Consider the following 19,086-nt stretch of genomic DNA (forward strand, 5'->3'; position numbering starts at 1 on the left):
TCTTCGTCTTCGTTCACGCTATCGACCGATTCGGGCTATAGCCTGCAACTTGGGTCAGCTAGTTATTCTTTCACGAAGCGCCGGGTTTCGGAGCCCGATCGGGTCGTGATTTTATAGAAGTAAGTGCCCGTAGGCAGGTCGGCCAGATTCACCTGTAGCGTGTGGGCGCCTTTTTCCTGCTTGGCTTCCTGAGCCACGGTGCGCAATGCGTTGCCCCGGCCATCGAGCAGCTCCACCGTTACGGGGCCGGCCTTTTTCACCTCGTATTGCAGCTGGTTGGTAGCGGTGGCCGGATTAGGGTATAGGCTGCTGCCGCCTAAGTCCCGCTCAGCTTTGGTGGGCGCGCTAGGATCGAGGAGCAGGAACATAGCGGGCCGGAAAAACCGGTCGGTGCCGCGGTGTAGCCAGTGGTGCGGGCGGCCCGTTTTTTCCGCCTGCTCCGGCGTGGTATTCTTTTCCACCAGAGCTTTAAGATCGGCGGTCCACTTTTCTTTTTGCGGCTGCACTTCCTGCGCCAGCCGGGCAATGTCGCCCTCGTATTTCTGGGCCAGCTGCGCCACATTCAGCAGCAGGGCCTTTCTATCGGCGCGGAGCTGCTCAAATTGCTGCTTCTGGGCTTCCGTCAGTTCTGGGCGCGTTTCGGGCGCAGTGCCGGCCGGACGGATGCTTTGGCGCAGCGTCTGGCCGCGCTGGCGCAGTTGCTGCATCTGGGTGCGGTAAATGGCGAGTTGCGCTTTGTCGCCGGTGCTGAGCTGCGGCTCCAGCTTCTGGCGCTGCTGCCGCACTACGGGCAGCACATTTTGCGCGACATAGGCTTTTATTTCGGGGCGGCCGGGACCACCGGGGCGAGCTTCACGGTGGCTGCGGGCTAGGCTAGGGTTGAAGGGAGCCAACAGTAAGAAGAGCAGCGTCAGCAAGTTCCAAGGTGCTTTCATCGGGTAATCGGTAAGAAGGGTGTCAACTGCAAGCATAGATGCAGCCGAGCGTCGCGGGTTTAAAGCCGAAAACGAAAAAACCGCACCAAAATTCTTTGGTGCGGTTTTTTGAGTCTGCCAAAGCAAGCAGCTGCTACTTGAACGTGTCCTTGGTATCCACGATTTTCACTTCCGTTATGTTGAGCTTGTAGTCGGCTACGGCTTGATCTTCGGCTACTACGGCGGCGGGCAGACCGGCCTTCACCACGTTGGCGTAGCTCATCGGCGAAGGGGTATTTTGCTTTAGCACGTCGGCCAGGGGCTGAGCTTCGCTGTCGTCCGTCACGATGGTCACGAACATGTTCTGCACCTGCCAGTGCTTGCGAATGGCACGGTTTACGTCGTCGAGGGTAAGCTTGGCGAGCTGAGTGTCCACTTCTTTTAGCCAGTCTTTGCGGCCGTAAAATTTAGAGTCGAGCAGGAAACCGAGCTGCTTGGCGGGCGTGGTGCCGTAGAGCTTCACGTAGGAGCGCAGGAAGGTGCGCGTCAGCTCAAAGTCTTCCTTGCTCAGGCCATTTTTCACCACGTTGTCCATCTCCCGGATAGCGAGGCGCAAAGCAAACGGGGCGTGGCCTACTTTCAGGTCGCCTAGCTCGGTGGGGTATTGCTTGCGCAGGCCCTCGGCTATCTGCACCGGGCGCAGCCACAGGCTGGCGTAGTTGGCGTGGCGCGGCACGCCGGGTACGGGCAGCATGTTTTGGCCGCCGGCTTCGTACCACTCCACGTAGCTGTAGTCGCCGTAGTTCATGGAGCGCGTTGTACGGATTTTGTCGTAGAGCTTGCCGTAGCTCTTGCGGTGCTCACCCAGCCAGGAATTAGCCACCATTAAAGCCGCGAAGTCGTCGTTGGCGCGGGTGGTCTGGATGGGAAAACCCGTGTACACGGCCGAACCAAGCGCGTCGGGTTTGCTGATGATTTCAACCCGGACGCCCTTAGGCATGGCCACGGTCGGCACGGCCGGCTTCACCGAGCTTTTGGGCAGTTTGTTGAGGTCGGTTTGGAGCTGCTTGGCGAAAGAAGCCGGGTAGTTGCCGGCTAGCCCGATGCTAAGGTTGTCCTGCCCAAAAGCGGCGGCGTACTGCTGCTTCACATCAGCCAGGGTCAGGGCCTTCACGCCGGCGGCGGTGCCGCGCGTCATGTGTTGGAACCGGGTGCCGCGGAACAGTTGGTCTTCCAGCGCAAACTTGCTGTAGTCCTCATCCGAGGAAGCCCGAATCACTTGCTCCACGTAATTGAGCTGGTTGCTCTTGAGCCGGTCGAAGTCTTCCTGCGTGAAGCTCGGCGTGAGTAGCAGCCCGCGCAGCACCGGGTAAAACTTGTCCACGAAGTCGCGGTGAAGCTCGAACGTAAACGTGGTGACTTCCTTATCGGTGGTGGCGTAGTAGCGAGTGGCCATCGGGTAAAGGAAGTCTTTCAGCTGGGCCGAAGTCATGTCCTTAGTGCCACCTTCCATCATCAGCTGGCTAGTGAGGTAAGTGAGGCCTTCTTTGCCCACTGGGTCGGCCGAGGAGCCGTTGCGGAACTGGAGCTTCACCACCACTTTGGCGGCGTTGGGCTGGCGCAGTTCCACCAAGTCGGCGGCTTGCACTACGGATGCACCGGCTGGCCCAAGTAGGGCCGCCGCCAGCAGGAAGCGAGAAAAAGTATATTTCATGGGAAATGAATCGAAGGGAGAAAAAGGGTGTGCGGGCTACTGCACGCCGCCCGTAGCGCCCGGCCCAATCGTGCCAACCGTGAGGCCTTCGGGCACGAAGTACTTCTTGGCCGCCGCCTGAATGTCGGCGGGCGTTACTTGGTCGTAGAGCGAGTAGTAGCGGTTCAGGCTTTCGGGGCTGCCCGTGAGCCAGATAAACTCCGATAAGGAATTGGCAATCTGGTCGGGCGCGTCGAGACTCATCAGAAAGCCATATTTCAAAGCCGATTTGGTGTCGGCGAGGCGTTTGGCGTCTACGGGCTTGGTCTTCAGCTCTTCCAGCGCCTTCGTAATCTGCTCCTTCACGTAGGGCATGTCTTCCGCCTTCACCACCGAAGCCCGAATCGTCATCAGGTATGGGTCGCGGGTGTAGTTAGGAGAGCCGCCCACGAAGCGCACTTTCTGCTCCTTCACCACTAGTTGCTGATAGAGCGGCGAGTTTTCGGCGAAGAGCATGGTGGTCAGCACGTCCAGGGCCGGCAGGTCTTTTTGCTGGTCCGAAAAAGCCGGCCCACGGTAGCTCAGACTTACCAGCGGCGGAAAGTTGGTGTTCTGGATGTGCACGTAGCGCGGCGCCGTCTGGGCCGGTTCGGGCTGGATGGTGGGCTTGTACGAGCCGCGCTTCCAGGAAGAGAAATACTGGTCGGCCAGCTTGTTCACTTGATCCGCCTTCACATCGCCTACCACCAGCAACGTGGTGTACTCCGGGCGATAGAACCGGTCGAAAAACGTAAGCGAGTACTGATACTGGTTGGGCATGTCCACGATGTCCTTGAAGAAACCCATCGTGGTGTGTTCGTAGGTGTGTTTGTCGAAGGCAGCATCGGCCACTTTCTCGTTGAGCTGGGTGTAGAGCGAGGCCGAGTTCTTGGTGTATTCGCCCTTCACGGCCCCGGCTTCGGCCTTGAACTCGTGTTCGGGATATTTCAAATACTGAAACCGGTCGGCTTCCACCTCAAACATTTTCTCTAGCATGACGGCGTTGCCCGTCATGTGGTACACGGTCCGGTCCAGCGAGGTATTGGCGTTAGCGGAGGCTCCAATGCTCTTGAGCACATCATTGTATTTCTCCTTCGGGTACTTATCGGTGCCCCGGAACATCACGTGCTCGAAGAAGTGCGCAAAGCCCGTGTGGCCCGGCTCCACCTCGTCGCGGGAGCCGGCGCGGACTACCAAAAAGAACGAAGCCAGCCCCGGCGAGTCGAACGGCACCGTCACGACGTTGAGGCCGTTAGCGAGCTGCTTCTGCTGGATAGGGTAGGGGAAAGCGGGGGCCGCAGCAGCGGCGGGCGCGGGCATGGGCGCTTCGGGGGCGGCCGGCCCAGCAAGTTTCTGGCCGTGCGCCAACGGGGCCGCTAGGAGGCCACTCGCCAGCAGCAAGGCCTGCAGTGCGTGTTTCATGAGAAGAAATAAGAAAGAGTGACGCGCCAAAGTAGCAACCAAGCCCGTAAAGGTTGCGCCAATGATTTTCGGTCTTGCCCTAAAAAAACAAGCTCCTTCCCGGCTACGGCGGAAAGGAGCTTGCGAAAATTGATCGACTGGCAGCCAGCGGCTATTGATTGGCAGTCACGCTGTCGGGGGCTTCTTCTTGTAACTCCCGCATGGGGCCAATGGCTACCAACTGCTCGCGTAGGGTGTCGGCATTGATTTCCAGCTGCGGACGAATTTGGTCGAGGGCCAGGCGCAGGGCTTGCATATCGGCCAAGCGGGGCGCCAGAGCCTGAGAATAGCCGTGGTACATAGCCACCCGCACCTTGGAGCGGCCGGTACCGGCGTAAGTAGCAATTACTTCGCCGTGCGAGTTAATGATTTGCACTTCCGCTTTCACGTTGGTGCGGCAATATTGCACTGGCATGCCCAGCAGGCTAGGCAGCATGAGGGTAATCAACTGAAATCCTTGAAAGAATTTGCCGGTCCGTTTGCCCTCGGCTTCAGTCACGAGCAACTTAGCATATCCATAACGGACACTGTCGCTGGGCTCTACCACGTTCTGGCTGATTTCCTGCTGGAACACCCGCAACGGGTCGTCGGGTAAGGCACCATCTCCTTCGGCTTGAGCCAAGGGGCCGTTGTCAACGGCAATTTCCAACGGTGGCAACTGGCTGCTCAAGCGGTTGCTAGGCGTTTGGAACATGATGCGGTCTGCCGATTTGCAACCAGGCAGCATAATGAAGGACAGCAGTGCTGACGCTAGCAAGCAGCGAAATGATGTCATAAGGCGGAGAACTCAAGCATCTATTCAGCACACCGCCTACAGTAGGCAGGGGCCAGGGTGGCAGTAAATCTACGAAAAATGAAGATAACCCGGATTTAATACCATGCGCGTGTATTCCTGCCTATTTTATATTTCACAGGTCGACTATTTCCTTCCCATCTACTTACGTCAAAGGTAGGCACAAGCTGAAGCAGCTTAACAACGGTTCATCGACTAATTGTGTGGTTTCAACGAGGATAACAGCTACTCTCGGCGGGCCAAAGTTCGGCACTAGTGCGCCTCGTGAGCCAGGGCGCTGTCCGCTTCGGCCAGTTCCTCCACCGAGTCACTAGCCACGTAATTGTCCACAAACTCGCCTTCCCAGCGGGCCACTACGGCCGTAGCAAGGCAGTTGCCGATAACGTTGACGGCCGTGCGGGCCATATCCATCAATGCATCAATGCCCAGGATAATGAATACGGGCCAGGCCGGTAGGTTGAACGAGGCCACCGTAGCCAGCAGAATAACGAGCGAAGCGCGCGGCACGCCCGCCACCCCTTTCGAAGTCAGCATGAGGGTGAACACCATGATAAGCTGCTGCCCAAACGAAAGGTCCACGCCCGCCGCCTGCGCCACGAACACCGACGCCAACGACAGATACAGTGTGGTGCCATCAAGATTAAAGGAGTAGCCTGTGGGCATCACAAAGGCTACCACCCGGCGGGGCACACCCATGTTAATCATGGCCTCCATGGCGCGGGGCAAGGCAGCTTCCGACGAAGTGGTGGCAAAGGCAATACTGACGGGCTCCGCAATGGCCTGCACGAAACGCTTCACCGGGATGCGGGCAATGAGCGCAACCGGCAACAGCACTAGCAGCAAGAAGGCAATCAGGGCGGCGTAGAGTGTGAGCAGCAACTGAAAAGCATTCAGCAACGGCGCGAAACCCATTTTACCCACCGTGTACGCCAGTGCACCGCCCACGCCCAACGGCGCGAAAAACATAACCACGTTGGTGAACTTGAACATCACCTCCGACAGACTGTCGGCCCACTCCAGCATGGGGCGGCGGTGCTTTTGGTGCACCATGGCCAGCCCGATGGCGAAAATGATGGCAAACACCACGACTTGCAACACCTGGCCCTCGGCTACCGACTTGGCAATATTTTCGGGGAAGATGTGCATAATAATGTCGGAGGTGCTTTGCTCCACGGTTTGCAGCTTCTCCGCGTTGGCATCGACGCCGGTCTGGCTGATACCAACCCCGGCTTTGGTGAGGTTGATGGCGGCCAGACCAATAAACAAGGCGAAGGTGGTAACGACTTCGAAGTATACCAGCGCCTTAAGGCCCATTTTACCAACCTGCTTCAGGTTGGCGTGCCCCGCAATACCAACCACGAGCGTGCCAAACACGAGCGGCGCAATAATGGTCTTCACGAGCCGCAAGAAGGCATCGCTCAGCACTTTAAGGTTGACGGCAACGGTTGGGTAATCGTTGCCGATTTCAGCGCCCACGAACATGCTCACTACTATCCAGAAGGTGAGCGAGCGGCGTTGTGCCCCGTACGCTATGAAAGCCGCCAGAAACAACCAGCGGGCCGCCTGCGCCACACCCGGATTGATGCTCCCCGTACCAGAAGCGGCCAACGCCGTGAGAATAGCCGCCACGAGGGCCAGCACCGAAACAAGCAGAACAAGTGGCGAAAACTTCATGCGGGGCAGGAGCAAGGGAAAGAAATGGGCGGAAAGTCAGCAAAGATAGCCGATTGAAGTCTCGACCATCTGCCCCTGGCAAAAAAGCCTCCCCCGACATCTAATAAGATATCCGGGGAGGCCCGCGCCGATCCTGACGGCTATTTCTACCTACTTCAGTGTGAGCAGATAGCCAATAGTGAAGTTGGCATCCCAGTCGAATACAAACTGCTGGCACTCCGTGGCGGTGGCGGCGGCTTGGTAGATATTCACCCCCGATTTCAACTTGGCGCCGCTCAGTTGCTCGTACCCGCCGGGCTGGCTTAGCACCGTGAACCGCTCCTGGCCTTTGCGGACCGCCTTGGCCATTTCATACGGAACTCCGCCAATAATAAAGCACGTGCCGCGTAGGCTGGCGGGTACCTGCTCGGCCTTGGCCCGCACATCGGCCGCTACGGTAGCATCGTCGGTGTTGGTCTGGAAGTATTTGGAACCGTAGCTGCTACGGGCTTGCACGGCGTCTTTTTCCAGCCACGAGAGCTTGGTGTTAGCCGAGCCGATGTCCATCACAAAGGCCTTATCGGTATAGCCAGCGGGCAGTGCCGCTTGCAGGGCCAACGCACCTTCGCGCTCGGGCGTTACAGTAGTAACCACGTAGTTCAGCGCCCCCAACGACTTCACAATTTGAGCCGTTTCTTTGGACATCGCCGCGCCGGAGCTAACCACGAAATGGATGTCGCGCGCACTGACGCCGTAATCTATCATTTGGCTGATGTATGATTTGAGCCCCTTGCGCACGTCATCCTCCGTGGCCATGTGCTCCATCACTAAGCTGTTGCCGAATTCGGACTTTTCCAGCTTCCAGTTCTTCTGCCCATCTATTCGCACGATAAACGAGTTGAAACCGCTAGCGCCTAGCTCTACCACGCCTTTGAGCTTGCCATTCACTGGCTCCTTGGGTTGATAAATGAAAGCCGCCGGAGCTGGCTTAGGCTCAGGAACAACAGGTGCTGGCGCTGGAATAACTGGGGCCGGTGGTGGAGGAAGTGAGGACTGAGCCAAAACAACGTTGCCGTTGAGGTCTACCAGGTCGCCTTCCTGCAACACCACCTTCTTACCGTTGGCCAGCGCCGCCGTGCGCGTTTTGTAGTTGAGGCGGGTGCCGTTGGGCAAAGTAACGTCTTTGCTCAGAGGCTTGCTTTGCGTGCCCGTACGCAACAGCAGCGCGTTGTCGTGCACTTCAAACCAGGCGGTGTAGCCCGCGGCGCGGTTGGTTGTCGTGGAGTTTTGGCCACGCACTTGCTGCGCCGAGTGCAGGAGCAGGCAAAAAATGAAACAGAGAAGTAGGTGTGGTTTCATGCAGATAATGGAGCAAAGGGAGAGTTGGATGCTAAAAGTATTGAATGTTACTCCAAGCCGGTATTTTACTAGTCGAACAAAGACTTTTTCTATTTGAAACCCATCCGTCACCCGACAGAAGGGAATTCCTGGGCTGGCTCACAGGGCCTGCAGGCAACTCCTTACCTTCGCCGGACCCATATTCTGCTTTATGCCCACCTGGTCTCTCACTCTCCTCGAACTGCCACTACGGTTCACCTGGAAAATTTCCCGCAACGCTTCTACCACCAAAACCAACCTGCTCGTGCGGGTGCAAGGGGATGCCGGCGGGCCCAGTGGTTACGGCGAAGCGGCTCCTAACATCCGCTACGGGGAAACTCCAGAGGGCCTCCGGGCAGAGTTCGAGCAACTGCTGCAGGCCGGCTTGTCTCGCGTGCAGACCGAAGCGGAGCTACAGGAATTTTTGGCGGCGCAACCACCAGCGCACGCGCTCCGGTTTGCGCTGGAATCGGCTTTCGTGCACTGGGAGGCGAGCCGGGCCGGGCAACCGGTGTGGCAGTGGTTGGGGCTGCCCAAACCGGCCGCGGCCGTGCCCACCTCTTTCACGCTACCTATTATGGAGCCGGGCGAGGTAGCGGGTTTTCTGCGCGAGCAGGACATGGGCCGTTTCGCTCTCCTCAAAATCAAGGTGAACCAAGAAATAGGCTACGAGCTACTACGGGAAGTAACGCAGACACTCCCCGGCCGGCCACTCATCATCGATGGCAACGAAGCCTGGCAAGACGCCGACGAACTGTTGCGGTTTGTGGAGCGTACGGCCACGCTGCCAAGCCTGCGAGTGCGCCTGTTAGAGCAGCCCATGCCGGCAGCCCACGCCGATGCTTACCGCTACTTACACAGCCGTACGCCGTGGCCACTTTTCGCCGATGAGTCGGTGACGGACGCGGCCGACTTTGCGGATATTGCCCGTCAGTTTCACGGCGTGAACATGAAGCTGATGAAGGCGGGGGGCTACCGCAATGGCTTGCGTATTCTGCGCGAAACTGCCGCGCACGGCCTACAAACTATGCTAGGCTGCATGGTGGAAACCTCGCTAGGTATTTGGTCGGCGTTGCAGATTAGTGGCCTCGCCCAGGTGTGCGACTTAGATGGGCTACTCATCATCCGGAACGAACCGTTTGGGGTAGTACACGAAAAAGCCGGCGAGCTATGGGCTGCGCCGGCTGTTACACTGCCTCCAAGCTTTGCCTAGCGGCCTATCTTGGAATCGAGACTCAATAACTGTTCGTTGATCTTATTGATAGCGTCCTGCTTGGCCGGATCAGGTACCATTAAGCTGATCTTATCGTTTAAAAGCTGGATTTTGCGGGTGAGCAGGACCGGCAGTTCGTTGGTAGCGGGCGCTACGGTGTTGGCCTGGGTGCTAGGTTTCTGGTCCTTATCGACGTACAGTTTGAATTTGCCGTCTGCTGGGAGGGTATTAGTACGCGACCGAACCTCCTCAGACGTCGCAATCACTACGTCGCCGGTTAGCGTCACGTAATCGCCTTCTTGAAGAGTGGCCTTCTTGCCGTCCGTAAACTCTACAATGCCACTTTTGTAGTTTACCTTGGTCCCGTTAGGAAGCACTATATTTCTCGTGAGTGGCGTAGTAGTACCGCCTTGTTGCAGCACTACCTCCCCATTATGCATCACGAACTGCTCCTTGCTGCTCGCCAAAGCAACGACGGCAGCTTTTGGCGCGGTTGTGGTTTGGGCAGCGCTTGGTTGCAGCGCCGCAGCAAACAGTAGTAAAGTCAGCAGGTAAACGTGCGTTCTCATAATGAAGCTGAGCCTAAAAAGGTGATGGTTTTCTCCTTACGAACATTGTTGGCAAATGGCTACGATAAAACTCCAAAATGGGTTGAAATAAATTTATGCAATCATGTTGCGACATTAAATGTATGTACATATATTTGTTACGAATTTCTGAAGCACCCTATGCGAGCCATGAAAATAGAGGATGAAATCAAACAGCCTGTTTTTCGCGACCCCCATCAAAAGGCCCATATCAACATTCTGTACACGGCTGGTTGGCTAGGGCAGCGGCAAGCTAATGCTTTCAAAGGCTTTGGCGTAACACTGCCGCAATTCAATATTTTACGCATTCTGCGCGGCCAGCATCCCAAGCCAGCTACTGTCAATTTGCTCATCGACCGAATGCTGGACAAGACCAGCAATGCTTCGCGTATCGTGGACAAGCTCGAAAGCAAGGCGCTCGTAACGCGAGCCGTGTGCCCGAGCAACCGGCGAGCCGTGGACATCTGCATCACCGAAACGGGCCTCGACCTACTGCGCCGCATGGATGTGGCCATGGAGCAAAACCCCATTGGACTCCATAACCTCACGGCCGAAGAAGCCGCGCAGCTCAGCACCCTCCTCGACAAAATTCGCGACTAACCCGTCGCCTTTTTCCTCTTCATTCACTTTTTCCGCTTACCTCATTTCACTTCTTTTTTCACTCATGAAAAAAATCATTTTGCCCGCACTGCTCGCCGTTTCGCTGCTTGCTGCTCCTGCGTACGCCGGCAATCCTGCTGCTGTAAAAGCTGCTACTTCCCAAAAAGCTGCCGACAAGACGTACAAGCTGCAGCCGCAGCTGAGCACGTTGGGCTGGGTGGGTAAAAAAGTAACTGGCGAGCACAATGGCTCTATTCAGTTCAAAGAAGGCGACGTACTCGTGCGGGGCAGCCAAATTGTGGGCGGCACTTTCACCGTCGACATGAACTCGCTGAAAGTAGAAGACCTGAAAGATGCCGAGTACAATGGCAAACTGGTGGGTCACTTGCGTTCCGAGGACTTCTTCAGCATCGACAAGAATCCAACTTCGACGTTCAAAATCACGAAAGTTGCGCCGCTGAAAGCTGATGCTGCCGGCAACAACGCCACCATCACCGGCGACCTGACCATTAAAGGCATCACGAAGAGCGTGAGCTTCCCGGCCAAAGTGGGCGTGAAGAATGGAGTTGCCTCGGCCAGCGGCACCGCCAACATCGACCGTACCAAATTCGACATCAAATACGGCTCGAAGTCTTTCTTTGAAAGCATCGGCGATAAGGCCATCATGGACGAATTTGCGCTGAGCTTCAACATTATTGCCAAGCAATAATCAGCCACGGCTGAATGCCTTTGAATGGATGATTTGGCGTTCAGTTAAAAGCCTCGCTAGCTCCTGCTGGCGGGGCTTTTTCGTGGGCAGCTGGGGCGTTGCAGCTAGCGGGTCTGGCGCTCTATCATTTGCTCGTGTAGGGTTTTGGCTAGAGCCGCCGCGGGCTGCCGTACTGGGGCCGCCCCAATATTGTGAAGGTCGAAGCGGAGCCAGTAGGAGCCATCCGCATGCGTGAATTTGCGGTCCTTGTCCACGTCGGGGCGTACTTCTACCAAGAGCAAGCTGGTTTTGGGGAGCAGGTAGCGCCTTTCTAGGTGCGTGCCATCTGGCGTGAGTTGTCGAAGCTGCCGGCCAGTGCGGTCCGACACGAATAAGGCGCTGGCATCCGCTATATCCTGCTGCCCGTCGGCGTTGGTATCTGCTTTTACAATGGTGTAAAACAGAAAGGGCCAGCGCACGTCGGGCTTCGTTTCCGAATCAATTTCCGTGACGACGAAGCGGCCGTGCGGCAGTAGGGGATGTTCTTGTAACGTCGATTTCTGGAAGAAAAGCAGGTTGTAGCAAGTGCCTTCAATGTCATACTCCGATCTGGGTTCTTCGTCGTAAGAACTGCTCGATAATATTCTGCCTCGGCTGCTTTCCTGTTTCAACGGCACCACCGAAACGGGCTGATAGTAGAAATCGGTACTGTCGAGCGAAACGGGCGCGTTGTAGTGCACCCGATATTCCTGCGTTGCTTTTCGTACGGCGGCCGTGTCCGGGGTGGTACTGGTTTTAGCGGTGGCGGGAGCCGCCCGACGAGCCGGTTCTTCGGAGCAGGCAGCCAAGCCGCTACATAGAATAAGGGTGGGCAATAGACGAGAAAGCAACATGAATCGGAATTTTCCGCAAGAAACTATTAATCGGGCAAGGCCAGCTCCTGCGGCAACTCAAACTTGAGGCTGCGGCTTTTGCTGCGGCCGTGCAGCTGCGCCAGGAAATCATCCACGTCGGCTTTGTACTCCAGCCATAAGTCCTCGTGCAGATTCTGCGTCACCAGCTGAGCAGTACGGGCTGCCAATCGGGCCGTGGCGGTGTAAAAGCCCGCATACACGCTGTCGAACTGGCCGGTGTAATTGTCGAAGATGAGACGTAGCGTGTAAAGATTCAAGTCGATTTCGAGGCGCTTGTCTTTGGTGACCCGCCTGGCGCGGGCCACTTCCTTGGTGGCTTTTTGCAGGGCTTTGGTGAGGCTGCGGTTGAGTAGGCGGCCCGTTACGGCTACATTGAACAGCTCGTGGATTCGGTCGGAGGCTTCTTCGAATATCGTTTCGGTGGTCACTTCGGGCAGCAGCTCAAAGCTGAGTGTATCGTACAGCTCAGCGTCGCGGCGCGCGGCGCGCAGGAGCAGGGCCTCCTTTTCTTTATCGGAGAGACGCTTGAGCGCTTTCTTGAACTCGGCGGACGGAACGGGCATGCAGGGAATGAGGAATTGAGAATTAAAAATGAGGAATTAAAAGTTTGGAGGCGAAGCAGAGTCGAGATTTCGTTGGCTGAGAGAGGATGATTTAGTGAGTTTTTGGCACCTTGCCGAAACGAGCCGAGCGGTTTGGCTGGTTCTTTTCGTTTCACTTTTACGCAGACGTGCATGGCTGTGCTTACTATTCAGGACGAAACTGCTACGGGCGGTGTCCTCCATCGGTTGGAGCTAGAAATAGCCCAGGAAATGCTGACAGTGCGAGAATTGATTGAGCAGCGAGTGCGCCAGGAAGTGGCCGCTCACAACGCTCAGCAATCGGAAGTATTTCGAGGTTTGGTGCAGCCCACCGAATCGGAACGGGTACTCAACGGCTACCGCCAGCGCACCTTCAAGCTCATCGACGCCGAAGAGCAGCTGTACAAGGCCCTGGAAGGATTTCAGCGCAACAGCTACTTCGTGCTCGTAAACGACCGGCAGGTGGAAACGCTCGACGAGGAAGTGTGGCTTGGCGAAGGAGCCACAGCCAGTTTTGTGAAGCTCACGCCGCTGGTAGGCGGCTGAGGAAGCGCCACCTACTTGTTGTCTGTTCTGGAAATTACTAAGACTGCGTAAGAATGGCTGTTATAAGAGAGAAAATCACCAAGATGGATATATTCGATGACTCTTGTGCCGAGGCCGTCGAGATGAAGACCGTGCTTATTGAGCTCATCCCTGAAGTGATGAATAGAGGGTATGACACTAAGCTTAACGAGTTACTAGCCTACCAAGCGGTACGGGCCAAGGATGCTGCTTACCAAGGGCGGTTGGTGCTGGCCATTGCCACGGCTATGCGCCGGTGCAGTAGAGAAGATTATCGTGCCCGGTACGACATGGCTGAATTGCTAAGCGCTTTATTACGAGGTACATTAGGCTTGGGTGAAGACGATTACCTGCGGCTATTTAAGCTGTATGGCTTTGATTTCTCAGCTGCTCGCCCCGCACTAGACTTCTGGCCCTTCCCGGTGGGCTTAACTTTGGCTCAGGTGGGCCGGCTGGCTAAAAAGCAAGGCCACCTGAGCCAGCCCATGCTGGCTTCTTTAGGACAGTTGCTGCACCATACTACTGGCCGTTCTGGCGACGTCGGTAAAATCTCGCTCAAAGTGCAGGAAATTCTGAATCAGGTGACGGATGCTGAAATTCTACCCACTGTTGTGCTGGCTGACGATGACCCTTTCGGGCAGCAGCTAAATCAGTTTGTGGCGAACCTCGACTCCGAATCTTCTGCCACCCTTCCCTGGCTGCGCCTGCTCCAGCTGTGGCAAAAGGCGAATGGCGGCCAGCCCACGGCCAAACTGCGCAAGGAATTAGAAGCCGCCATTGCCGCCGTTGGGGCCGATGCAGTGCGCCAACGAGCATATGGGTGGCTGGAATTGCTGATCAAGATGCCCGTAGAGGAGAAAGTGCGCAACTCTGGTTCGTACACGTACACTTCCTACACCTTTTTGCTGGAGGCAAACGCCATCGTAGCCAAAGGATTGGTGTGGGCCGTGCAGCCACTAGCCGATGATACCATCCTGCATCTGCTGACCAACCTAGCCGTGAAATGCTACCGTAAGATTCCGGGCAAGGGGCCGCTGGCGGTGGGCGTCGGCAACGCCTGCCTGCTTGCTCTCTCGCAAAACGGATTGCCGGGCGTGTCTGCTTTGGCGCGGTTGCGGCCTAGAATCAAGCAAACCAATACGCAGGAGCTGATTGCGCACTACATCGAACAAGCTTCTCAGGCGCTTGGCGTCAGTCCTGCTGAAATCGAGGACATAGCCGTGCCCGATTTTGACCTCAACGCTGGCCGTGCCGTGGCTCCTTTTGGCGAGTATACCGTGACGCTAGACCTAACGGAAGGCAAAGCCAATGTGCAGTGGGAGAAAGCCGGTAAGCCGCTCAAAACGGCCCCCGCAACGCTGAAAGCCACGCATGCTGCCGAGCTGAAGCAGATGAAAGACGCCCAGACGCAAGCCCAGCAGACGTACACGGCCCAGCGCGACCGACTCGACCGCAGCTTCGTGGAAGAGCGCCGTATCCCGTGGCCCTGGTTTGCCCAGTATTATTTCAACCACGGCCTGCTTAGCTGTCTGGTGCGCCCCCTCATCTGGCGCTTTCATCAGCCCGATGGACGCTCCACTGACGCCATGTGGCTCGACGAAGCGTGGCGCGACGCGCACGGCCAACCCACAGCCGCCCCCACCGACGCGACGCAATTGCAGCTTTGGCACCCGGTCCTATCGCCCTCGGCCGAGGTGCTGACTTGGCGGGCGCTGCTGGAACAGCACCAGCTTCGGCAGCCTCTCAAACAGGCTTTCCGCGAGGTGTACGTGCTCACGCCACCGGAGGAAAATACCCGCACGTATTCCAACCGCATGGCGGCCCACATCCTCAAGCAGCACCAGTTCAACTCGCTGGCTAAGCTGCGCGGCTGGCGCTATAGTTTGCTCGGGGCCTACGATAAGGGCTACGAGTCGGACTCGGCTAGTTTGCTGCTACCCGTCCATAATCTGCGCGCGGAGTTTTGGGTGAGCGAGGTAAATGCCGAAGACGCGTGGAACGACACGGGCATCTGGGACTATATCAGCACCGACCAGGTGCGTTTCCTGCGCAACAACGCGCCGGTACCGCTGCCCGAAGTGCCGCCGCTGGTTTTTTCGGAAGTGATGCGTGATGTGGACCTGTTCGTAGGTGTAGCCAGCGTGGGCAATGATCCGCTTTGGCGCGACAACGGCGGCTTGGTGCAGTATCGCACGTACTGGGAGCAGTACAGCTTTGGCGAGCTGGGCGAAGTAGCCAAAAACCGCAAACTGGCCTTGGAGCGGCTGGTGCCCCGCATGAAGATTGGCAAGGTGAGTGAAATTCAGGACCGGTTCCTGGTAGTGCGCGGCAAGCTCCGTACCTACAAAATTCACCTTGGCTCGGGCAACATCCTCATGGAGCCCAACGACCAGTACCTGTGCATTGTACCCGACCGTTCCGCCAAAACCGACTCTACTGACGTATTTCTGCCTTTTGAAGGCGACGCCATTCTCTCCATCATTATCAGCAAAGCCTTACTACTTATGGATGACGACAAAATCACGGACGAAACCATCAACCGCCAGATCAAGCAGAAAATCTAGCCTGCTAAACTTGGGTTACCGGTAACGCAAGACGCCATAGTTGGCATTCTGGTTGGTCCGCACTGGTAGTAGCCCTAACCCGTTTCGGAGCACTATTTCCTGGCGGACGCCCCGAGCAGAATAAAACAGTTCTGCGTTACGCAAGTCGTTGGTTTCTATTCGGGCCTGTGGCACTGGCGCGCCAAAACAGCCACGCTGAGCCAAGCCACAGCACAACGAAGAGCGTACTCATCACAAATTCCTTCGCTACACTCGGAGTCAGCTCGCGCTTCCAGATAAGTAGCGCCACCACGGGAACCACGAAATGAGCGAGTGCCGTCGCGAGCAGCGCGCGGGCCATGCCGCGCGATTGAAAATGCGCGATACTGGCACCGATACCCAAAACGGCGAGTACCCCGCCATACAGCAGATTGGCGGAATTGTTCTCGCTGCCGATGATTCCAACGGCCATATTTACCCAAACGAGGGCTAGGGCAGCAATTAGGGCAACCCCAACAGCTAGGCGGTACGTGATATTGCCTCTCTTCCTGGCAACCAGCTCATATGCGAGACCAGTGCCAAAGAGGAGGGCGCCAGCGACAATGAAATCGCCCAGACTCCAGCCTTCTTCATGTGCAGGCTTGAATTGCATTGCCACCAAGGGCACAAGTAGAATGGCCGCGGTGATAAGCGCAAGGCGAAAAATGCTTTTGGTTGAAGTCATGACCGTAGGGTTTTGAGGGCAAGTGTGAAGACTTCTTAAGACGTGCGCGTCGTGGTGAAGAGCAGGGCTTCCAATGCCAGCCGTAGCTAAGATTCAGGGCAGACTAGCCGGTGGGCAAGTTCAAGATTCGGGAATGGCCTCTCTAGTGGGGTTGGCCAACCGAGCAAGATGATGGGAGCAGTAACGAAGCAAAGGAAACAAAAGAACTTTGTATCTCAAAGTGTAAGTAGGCCTTCTATTTAGTTTCAGGTTTTGGCTATGCTTCAAGCCTTCATAGAAATGATGCTTGCTTTGCATCGGCAGCCACAGATACAGCCATATGCCTTGCCGCTCAAGTTCATGAGCGGTTAACACCCCCAACGACCATCATGCTGGGAAGCTAACAACTTGTTGGTTTCAACAAACTATACGTACTGTACATATGCGCATTCTTATCGTTCCTGACATCCACGGCCGTACCAGTTGGTGCCAACCAGTAGCTACTAGAAACCTGAGCACTAGACAAGACGACGGTTCTGTCTACCGCTAACTTCTTCCTTCATTTGCAACCTTTCTGCTAGCTCGCCCGAAAGAGATACATGCCTGAGCACATATTCGCTTGGCCTTCATCTTGTATTTCTCTTTGCCATGAGCCACCCCAATAGCCCTCGCGTTAACCACGATTCTGCTGCTGCCACTGCCTTGTCCCAAGCCGGCGACAAGCAGGCACAGGCCACCACCTCATCCGCCTCGGCGGGCCCTGACAGCCCTGCTCCAAGTGAAGATCAATCTGCTCCTAATGGCCCTGCAGCTTTGTTGACGCAGGCCCAGCAATGGGTGCAGAATGTGAACCTGCCTACCTCGCTCCAGCAGGTTCCTGAACCCCTCAAGCGGCTGGCCACCCAAACCGGCAACGGCTGGCGTCAACTCTCTACCACCCAGAAAGTGGTGGGCGGAGCCCTGCTGGCCGCGGGCGGCTGGTACCTGCTGCGCGCCGGTAAAGCTTCCCGCCATCCGCGCGCAGTTAGCTCGGTCAGTGCTATCCACGAGCTGCTGCTCTTCGTCAACGACCGTATTGAAGGGTACCGGCGGGCCGCCAGCGAAAGCCAAGATGCCGACTTACGCAAGTACTACGAAGAGCTAGCGGGCCAGAGCCAGCAGTTCGCCATCCGCCTCAACGGTTACTTGCGCGTGCAGCAGAGTGGCCCCGAGAGTGGTACCACCCTCAAAGGCAAGCTCTACCGGGCCTGGATGGATGCCAAAGCCGCCATCACTGGCTATAGCGAAACTGCCGTGCTCGGCTCCAACGTTTATGGCGAAGAGTGGGCCCTGAAAGCGTACGAAGAAGCCTTGATGGACCGCACCGTTACGGGGTCCCTGCGCTACGAGGTAGAGCATCAATATCAGGTGTCGAAGCAAACCTACCAGCGACTGAAGCAGATGCAGGCCCAGTATGAAGCGTCAGTTTAGGACAGCACCCTCAACCTCTGCAATGCTGTAATGCAAACGAGCAGGCCAGCTGGCCTGCTCGTTTCATATGCGCCTCATGCCCCAAGCGCCGTTACTCTCTCAAACCCCTGCCAGCCTCTGCACGTAAGCTCGTGCTTACGTTATGCGTACGGTGCGTAATAGACTCCACCTATACTTCTTGTCTCAATGCACCGGACCTTAGAACTAACTGTGCCGCCGGCCGCTACCGACGCGCTAAGTGCGCAGCTAGCCGAGCTGGATTCTGTTATTGGGTTGACTGTACTGCGCGGGGCTTCCCTCAAGCCTATCGGCGACGTACTCATGGTGCACGTGCTCAACCGCGGAGCCGACGAGGTGCTGCGCCGTGCCCGTGCCGTTGTTCCTAATTCGCACGAATTAAGCGCCGTAACCAGTGAAGTTGCCAGTTTCATTGCTCCCGCCCACCACGAAGCCGTCGACGATGATCGGGACGAAGCTATCTGGGAGGAAATGGAAAGCGGCCTGCGTCACCAGGGCCGGATTACCACCAATTATTTGCTGCTAATGGGTCTTGGCGGCGTTGTAGCCGCCATTGGCTTGGTGTCTGACCCCGTGCCCCAAGCCGTGGCCTTCGTGGCCTCGGCCATCATTGCCCCGGGTTTCGACCCTATGACCAAAGTGCCGCTGGGGCTGGTGCTCCAGCACTGGACGTTGGTGCGGCGGGGAGTCGAGTCGGCGCTGGCTGGCTATGCCGTACTGGTGGCCGCTGCCGCTCTAACCATGTGGGGGCTAGTTGTGGCCGGCGAAACCAGCGCGGCAGCGTTGGCGACCAATGACGAAGTGCAGCATCTGGTCCACCCTAAGCTGATGGAGTTGCTGCTGGCCGCGGCTGGTGCCTTGGCCGGCGTGGTTATTCTGGCGGCTTTCCGGCGCAGTTTTCAGGCCGGGCCGCTTATTGCAATGGCGTTCATTCCGGCCACTGCGCTCATTGGCGCCGGCCTGGCAGTGGGCCGCTTCGATTTGGCGCTGCAAGGCCTGGAGCGGTTCGGTGCCGACTGGGGCTTTATCATCGGCTTGGGCGTACCTTTCTTGTGGCTCAAGCAACGCTTTGTGCACCAGCGAAAGTCACTGGTTTAAACAATCAGGAGAAGACAGAAAAAATCTCAATCATCACCGCCGGGCCAACATGTCGTTTGGCTGCACGCTGTATTTAAGATGGTACTAGGTGGTCTTCCGCAGCACCGAAGCAGCCGGGCCTAGTGCTCTGGGTGTAGCCACGCGGCAGAATGCAGGCACAGTGGGAGCATTGTTGGC

At 56.9% G+C, this 19,086-nt stretch carries 17 protein-coding genes; 7 read left to right on the plus strand and 10 right to left on the minus strand.

All coding sequences use genetic code 11. The features are described from left to right. Positions 1 to 62 precede the first annotated feature (62 nt). The 6 genes from ACYSMN_RS24645 to ACYSMN_RS24670 all read right to left on the minus strand — a co-directional run bounded on the left by ACYSMN_RS24645 (position 63) and on the right by ACYSMN_RS24670 (position 7,912). The gene (locus tag ACYSMN_RS24645) at positions 63 to 935 is read right to left on the minus strand and encodes a T9SS type A sorting domain-containing protein (protein WP_488926595.1); all 873 of its coding nucleotides are present in this window, start codon (positions 933 to 935) and stop codon (positions 63 to 65) included. Between the two features lie 133 nt (positions 936 to 1,068). Then, the gene (locus tag ACYSMN_RS24650; protein WP_488926596.1) at positions 1,069 to 2,628 is read right to left on the minus strand and encodes a M16 family metallopeptidase; all 1,560 of its coding nucleotides are present in this window, start codon (positions 2,626 to 2,628) and stop codon (positions 1,069 to 1,071) included. A gap of 36 nt (positions 2,629 to 2,664) precedes the next feature. After that, positions 2,665 to 4,068, minus strand: a complete 1,404-nt coding sequence (locus ACYSMN_RS24655; RefSeq protein ID WP_488926597.1) for a M16 family metallopeptidase — start codon at positions 4,066 to 4,068, stop codon at positions 2,665 to 2,667. Between the two features lie 151 nt (positions 4,069 to 4,219). Beyond that, entirely contained in the window at positions 4,220 to 4,801 is a 582-nt protein-coding gene (locus ACYSMN_RS24660; RefSeq protein ID WP_488926598.1) for a hypothetical protein, read from the minus strand. Between the two features lie 351 nt (positions 4,802 to 5,152). Beyond that, a complete protein-coding gene (locus ACYSMN_RS24665; protein WP_488926599.1) occupies positions 5,153 to 6,574 on the minus strand; it encodes a dicarboxylate/amino acid:cation symporter in 1,422 nt (473 codons plus the stop codon). 150 nt (positions 6,575 to 6,724) lie between these two features. Then, the gene (locus ACYSMN_RS24670) at positions 6,725 to 7,912 is read right to left on the minus strand and encodes a DUF6799 domain-containing protein (RefSeq protein ID WP_488926600.1); all 1,188 of its coding nucleotides are present in this window, start codon (positions 7,910 to 7,912) and stop codon (positions 6,725 to 6,727) included. 190 nt (positions 7,913 to 8,102) lie between these two features. On the opposite strand from ACYSMN_RS24670, the gene ACYSMN_RS24675 reads away from it, so the two are divergent. Then, positions 8,103 to 9,143 carry a dipeptide epimerase gene (locus ACYSMN_RS24675; protein WP_488926601.1) on the plus strand — a complete coding sequence of 347 codons (1,041 nt, stop codon included), beginning with the start codon at positions 8,103 to 8,105 and terminating at the stop codon, positions 9,141 to 9,143. Here ACYSMN_RS24675 and ACYSMN_RS24680 read toward each other — a convergent pair. Further along, on the minus strand, positions 9,140 to 9,712 hold the full coding sequence (locus tag ACYSMN_RS24680; protein WP_488926602.1) for a DUF6799 domain-containing protein: 573 nt from the start codon (positions 9,710 to 9,712) through the stop codon (positions 9,140 to 9,142). The two genes, ACYSMN_RS24675 and ACYSMN_RS24680, sit on opposite strands and share 4 nt — an antisense overlap. Positions 9,713 to 9,880: 168 nt before the next feature. On the opposite strand from ACYSMN_RS24680, the gene ACYSMN_RS24685 reads away from it, so the two are divergent. Continuing rightward, a complete protein-coding gene (locus tag ACYSMN_RS24685) occupies positions 9,881 to 10,330 on the plus strand; it encodes a MarR family winged helix-turn-helix transcriptional regulator (RefSeq protein WP_488926603.1) in 450 nt (149 codons plus the stop codon). A gap of 64 nt (positions 10,331 to 10,394) precedes the next feature. Then, positions 10,395 to 11,039 (plus strand): YceI family protein, encoded by a 645-nt coding sequence (locus ACYSMN_RS24690; protein ID WP_488926604.1) that lies wholly within the window; start codon positions 10,395 to 10,397, stop codon positions 11,037 to 11,039. 104 nt (positions 11,040 to 11,143) lie between these two features. Here ACYSMN_RS24690 and ACYSMN_RS24695 read toward each other — a convergent pair whose 3' ends face one another. Beyond that, positions 11,144 to 11,911, minus strand: a complete 768-nt coding sequence (locus tag ACYSMN_RS24695) for a hypothetical protein (protein ID WP_488926605.1) — start codon at positions 11,909 to 11,911, stop codon at positions 11,144 to 11,146. A gap of 26 nt (positions 11,912 to 11,937) precedes the next feature. After that, positions 11,938 to 12,495, minus strand: a complete 558-nt coding sequence (locus tag ACYSMN_RS24700) for a hypothetical protein (protein WP_488926606.1) — start codon at positions 12,493 to 12,495, stop codon at positions 11,938 to 11,940. A gap of 171 nt (positions 12,496 to 12,666) precedes the next feature. On the opposite strand from ACYSMN_RS24700, the gene ACYSMN_RS24705 reads away from it, so the two are divergent. Together ACYSMN_RS24705 and ACYSMN_RS24710 are read left to right on the plus strand one after the other, a co-directional pair. Beyond that, positions 12,667 to 13,059, plus strand: a complete 393-nt coding sequence (locus ACYSMN_RS24705; protein ID WP_488926607.1) for a hypothetical protein — start codon at positions 12,667 to 12,669, stop codon at positions 13,057 to 13,059. Positions 13,060 to 13,112: 53 nt separating this feature from the next. Then, positions 13,113 to 15,641: a DUF4132 domain-containing protein gene (locus ACYSMN_RS24710; RefSeq protein ID WP_488926608.1), complete on the plus strand. Its 2,529-nt coding sequence runs from the start codon at positions 13,113 to 13,115 to the stop codon at positions 15,639 to 15,641. A 136-nt stretch (positions 15,642 to 15,777) separates the two neighbouring features. Here ACYSMN_RS24710 and ACYSMN_RS24715 read toward each other — a convergent pair whose 3' ends face one another. Beyond that, positions 15,778 to 16,344, minus strand: coding sequence for a hypothetical protein (locus tag ACYSMN_RS24715; RefSeq protein ID WP_488926609.1), 567 nt, complete (start codon positions 16,342 to 16,344; stop codon positions 15,778 to 15,780). Between the two features lie 627 nt (positions 16,345 to 16,971). Here ACYSMN_RS24715 and ACYSMN_RS24720 point away from each other — a divergent pair. Together ACYSMN_RS24720 and ACYSMN_RS24725 are read left to right on the plus strand one after the other, a co-directional pair. Further along, complete coding sequence (locus ACYSMN_RS24720) at positions 16,972 to 17,793, plus strand: ferritin-like domain-containing protein (protein ID WP_488926610.1); 822 nt, start codon at positions 16,972 to 16,974, stop codon at positions 17,791 to 17,793. A 186-nt stretch (positions 17,794 to 17,979) separates the two neighbouring features. Next, the gene (locus tag ACYSMN_RS24725) at positions 17,980 to 18,909 is read left to right on the plus strand and encodes a DUF389 domain-containing protein (RefSeq protein WP_488926611.1); all 930 of its coding nucleotides are present in this window, start codon (positions 17,980 to 17,982) and stop codon (positions 18,907 to 18,909) included. Positions 18,910 to 19,086 lie beyond the last annotated feature (177 nt).

The sequence above is a fragment of the Hymenobacter sp. M1-2 genome (genome assembly GCF_057808495.1).